Origin of the sequence: Spirillospora sp. NPDC048824 (assembly GCF_043198455.1) — a bacterium.
Classification (GTDB): domain Bacteria; phylum Actinomycetota; class Actinomycetes; order Streptosporangiales; family Streptosporangiaceae; genus Spirillospora.
This window is the reverse complement of record NZ_JBICUS010000050.1, coordinates 1-4,434: the sequence shown is the minus strand read 5'-3', so window position 1 is coordinate 4,434 and position 4,434 is coordinate 1. Positions and strand designations below refer to the sequence as shown.

At 66.0% G+C, this 4,434-nt stretch carries 4 protein-coding genes; all 4 read left to right on the top strand.

The genetic code is table 11. From position 1 onward, the window contains the following. Positions 1 to 214 precede the first annotated feature (214 nt). The 4 genes from ACGFIS_RS37395 to ACGFIS_RS37380 all read left to right on the top strand — a co-directional run bounded on the left by ACGFIS_RS37395 (position 215) and on the right by ACGFIS_RS37380 (position 4,345). The gene (locus ACGFIS_RS37395; protein ID WP_392974006.1) at positions 215 to 985 is read left to right on the top strand and encodes a transposase family protein; all 771 of its coding nucleotides are present in this window, start codon (positions 215 to 217) and stop codon (positions 983 to 985) included. Between the two features lie 42 nt (positions 986 to 1,027). Beyond that, positions 1,028 to 2,044 carry a hypothetical protein gene (locus tag ACGFIS_RS37390; RefSeq protein ID WP_392974005.1) on the top strand — a complete coding sequence of 339 codons (1,017 nt, stop codon included), beginning with the start codon at positions 1,028 to 1,030 and terminating at the stop codon, positions 2,042 to 2,044. A gap of 530 nt (positions 2,045 to 2,574) precedes the next feature. After that, positions 2,575 to 2,913 carry a hypothetical protein gene (locus ACGFIS_RS37385; protein ID WP_392974004.1) on the top strand — a complete coding sequence of 113 codons (339 nt, stop codon included), beginning with the start codon at positions 2,575 to 2,577 and terminating at the stop codon, positions 2,911 to 2,913. 490 nt (positions 2,914 to 3,403) lie between these two features. After that, positions 3,404 to 4,345 carry an IS701 family transposase gene (locus ACGFIS_RS37380; protein WP_392974003.1) on the top strand — a complete coding sequence of 314 codons (942 nt, stop codon included), beginning with the start codon at positions 3,404 to 3,406 and terminating at the stop codon, positions 4,343 to 4,345. Positions 4,346 to 4,434: the final 89 nt, after the last annotated feature.

The following is a 4,434-nucleotide window of genomic DNA, read 5'->3' as shown; positions in this document are numbered from 1 at the left end:
CACCGCCTAGAGAAACGCCCTCCAGGCGGCCACAAGCATGTCACCCCAGGTCAGGACCCAGATTCGCGACTCCAGCCCGCTGAATTACGTCGAACGCAGGTGTGGGTGGGTGATCACAGCATGATCGCGGGCGGTGTGGCGGGCCCTGAAACATGAAGAAGCCCTGGTAGGACGGTTGATCTCTCACAACCCTCCGACCCACCAGGGGCTTCACATGCTTTTCTATCGTTCTTCGCTGCCGTTGTCGCGTCAGACCCTGCAGTACGTGACCGGCGTCGTCGGCCGCCACCGCAAGCAGACCGGGAGCAAGGGCCGGGCACTGCCAGCGGGCATGCAGGCAATGATGAACCTGGCGTACCTGAAGAACGGGGAGACGTTCGCGCAGCTCGGCGCCGGATTCGGGGTCGGCACCACCACCGCCTGGCGCTACGTCAACGAGACGGTGACACTGCTGTCGGCCCGATCACCCAAACTCGGCCGGGTGCTGGCCAAAGCCCGTAAGGACGGCCTGCTCTACCTGGTCATCGACGGCACGCTCATCCCCATCGACCGAGTGAAAGCCGACCGGCCCTTCTACTCCGGCAAACACAAGAAGCACGGCATGAACACGCAGGTCATTGCCTCACCGGACGGAACCATCCTGTGGGTGTCGGGGCCGCTGCCCGGCTCGGTCCATGACCTCAAGGCCGCCCGGATCTGGGGCCTGGTCCGCGCACTGGCCACCGCCGGGATCCTGGTGCTGGCCGACAAGGGCTACGTCGGCGCCGGCCCGCACATCAAGACGCCCTACAAGGGCAAGGACAAGCCCGAGCCGCTCAAGGACGCCAACCGCTCCCACGCCAAGCTCCGCGGACCGGGCGAACGCGCCAACGCCCAGCTCAAAAGCTGGAAGATCCTGACCAAGCTACGCTGCTGCCCCCACCGCGCCGGTCACCTGGCCAAGGCCATCCACGTCCTGCAGAACCGCGAGCTCAATGCACGTTGAAAAAGGTTCAAGGAGTCCGCGCAGGCGATCAACAAGTACGGGTTGCGCGAAAGCAAGAAGTCAGGTTTAAGCACAGGCGTGCTGAAGGGCAACAAGGGGCAGATCAAGGAATTCGTCGAATTCGCGAAAAGGCCCGGAGCACTTCGAAGCAACCCGGCGCTCCTGGCCGGTGCTGCAGGGATCATGGCGCAGGTCGCCATGCAGCACACCATGGACGAGATCACCGACTATCTCGCCGCGATCGACGAGAAGGTCGACGACGTGCTCCGCGCCCAGAAAGACGCCGTGTTGGCCCGGATGATCGGCATGGGGCTCGTCATCGAAGAGTCCATGACCATCCGCGAGAAGAGAGGCCGCGTCGACGAAGTCACGTGGTCGAAGGTGCAGACCGCGCCGGCGACGATCGCAGAAACGCAGGCCTATGCGCTGCGTCAACTCGACGCGGTCACGGAGAAGCTGGAGGCCAAGACCAAGGTTGGCGATCTCGCGAAGGCAGCGAAGGATGCAGAGTCCAAGGGACGGGAGTGGCTCGCTGTTCTGGCTCGCTGCTTTCAACTGCAGGACGCGATCGCCGTGCTGGAACTCGACCGGGTGCTGGACGCGTCCCCGGAGGAGTTGGACGGGCATCGTCTCGGCCTGAAGGCCGCCCGGCAGGACCGGCTGGAACTCATCGCACGGACCACCGAGCGCCTGATGGCTCGCATGGACGCGGCTGTCAGCACGGCCAACACCAAGGTGCTGATACATCCGACCAAAGCACCGGCTGTAGTGCAGTCGAGTAACCACGTCTCCACCGCCATCGTCGACTTCCACGAGCGGCTCGGAATCGAGCGCGCTCGACAGTCATCGGAGGCAAGACGATGGGCGGACGCGGCCAAGGAGGTCAGGGACAAGGCGATCGAGGCAGGAGCGGACCACGTCGGCACCGCCAAGCGCTTCGGCGACGGGCACGCTCTCCGGCCAGATCGTCGAGCGGGCGCGCAGTCGGCGCGGGGACGGCGAGGAGCGGGACGAGGAAAGGTGAGCGGGCACCGCGCGTCAGCCATGCCGGCCCTCTGATGGAGCCGGGCATCGAAGCGGCGGCTTCCCGCTCCAGGGGGGAGTCGCCGATCGACCTTGTTCCCTCGGCCTGGCACCCGGACGACACACTCCCCGATGGCCTGCGCCCGGCTGTTGAGAAAGTGCGCTGAGCTGCGTCGGGCAGACGCCAACGTCGGATCGAGCGACGAGGTCCGGCAACGCCGGACCTCGTCGCTCGAATGCTTTTGAACGACTGAACGCCACGTCGACGCTTAAAGTAGTCAACTGGCGTGGGATGAGAGAAGCTGGGTGCTGCTGGCCGGGGTGGGAGCGAGGTCGAGTCCCGAGGGTCTTTCACCAGGCTCTGCTGACGCAGGGCAAGAAATGGAAAACGCAAGCGTTACGGCTCCGGACCGGGCGCGGTCCACAACAGCGGACGGGATCGGGCGCGATCCCGGGTCTGGAGGCTGATGGTTGAAGACGGCAGCGCCGAGTCTGGGGCGGCCATGGCGAAGCGGCGCAACCGCCGGACTCGTAGCGAGTCGAAACGAAGGCGGGTGTTGTAAATCTTGCTCTCGGATGACGAGCACGCGGCGGTGTCGAGGGCGGCCGAGCGGGAGCACCGGGCGATCGCGGCGTGGGCGGCACTGACGCTGCTGGCTGCGGCGAGCGGGACACCGAGAAGAGAGCACAACCAGTTACGCGAGGTACTGCAGGCCGTCATGCAGGCGCGCGGCCAGGTGCAGCGGATCGGCGTCAATCTCAACCAGGCGGTCAACGTCTATGCCTCGGTGATCCCCGAGGTCTTCAAGGAGGCCGCTGAGGCAGCCGCAGCCGTGGTCCCCCGCCGCGTCGGTCCCCCATCGGCCCCCCAACGCAAAACCAGCGGTCCCCTCAACCCGAACTAGATCAAGGAAACCGCTGGTCAGAGGCGGAGGATCGGGGATTTGAACCCCGGATGGGCTTGCACCCAAACCGCATTAGCAGTTCTTTTTCGGACGTGCTATGTGATGATTCGCCATCCCGACGAATTCACGTTTCCGCAGGTCAGTGTCCCTGCGATGCACCCTCATCCACCATGATCCATTACAGTTCGTGCGCACCCTGTGCTCACCAATACGGCAGCTGTAGATCGTGGCTGTGGGGATGATGCTGCTGGTCGGCGGGGCGCCCGGGGATGATCACGATCGGGTGGAGTTCCGGACATGCGAGACGGCCGCCGTGATCGTTGCTTTGTGTGACGAAAGTAAAGAGCCCGGCGGCCGTCGGGGGCACGATAGCGCATGCCGGTAATGAGCGCCGGGCGGATTTCCTGGACGCGGTGATGGCCCGGATCGCGGGATGTTTCCGCAGGTGTGAGCCCCGGCGACTGGTCCGGGAGTTCGTGCTGGGCTGCTGATGGAGCTGGAGGACCACAACTGCTGGACCCTGGGCGAGGCGCTGGGGCACACCGGCCCGCACCGGCTGCAGCATCTGCTGTCGCGGGCGAAATGGGACGAGCGGCAGGTCCTGGACGCCACCGCGGTGTGGGCGGCCGGGCACCTGACCGGCGATGATCCCCACGCGGGTCAGGACGCGGTGTTCATCCTGGACGAGACCGGCGACGCCAAGTCCTCCACCGACTGCGTCGGCGCCGCCCGCCAGTACTCGGGCAGCCTGGGCGGGGTCGCGTTGTGCCAGGTCACGGTCAACCTCACCTATGTCACCGCACGCGGTCACACCATCATCGACCGCCGCCTGTACCTACCCCGTGACTGGGCCTGCGATGAGGAACGCCGTGAGCTGGCCGGCGTCCCCGAACACATCGAGTTCGCCACCAAACCGCAGCTGGCCGCCCAGATGCTCACCCACGCCCACGACCGCGCGATCCGGGCGCCGTTCGCCGCCGGCGACGAGGTCTACGGCGGCCGCGACCTGCGCCGCCACATCCGCAGCCTGGGCATGAACTATGTGATGGCGGTCAAGCACGACCACCCCGTGGCGCTCGGCCCGCACACCACCACCGCCCGCAAGGCCGTCCGCCTGATCGGCGACGGCGGATGGCAGCGCGTACGCACCGGAACCGGAACCAAAGGCGTCCGCTCCTACGACTGGGCCATACTCGCCATCGCTCCCGACGACACCCCCAACGGCCCAGACCAGGCCGGTGACCAGGCCGGTGACGCGGTCCTGCTGGTGCGGCGGCACCGCTACACCCGCAAACTGTCCTACTACCGGTGCTTCACCACCGGCCCGGCGCCGCTGGCCCGCCTGGTCGCGGTCGCCACACTGCGCTGGAGGATCGAAGAGGACCACCAGCTCGCTAAACAGGCCTGCGGCCTGGACAAAGGCCAGACCTGACTTGGCTCACTCGCTTGGATGTCGTCAGACCTTGAGCCTGTTGACCTGTGGATACGTGTTCGGGTGAGTGTGGTTTCACGCACTAAGCG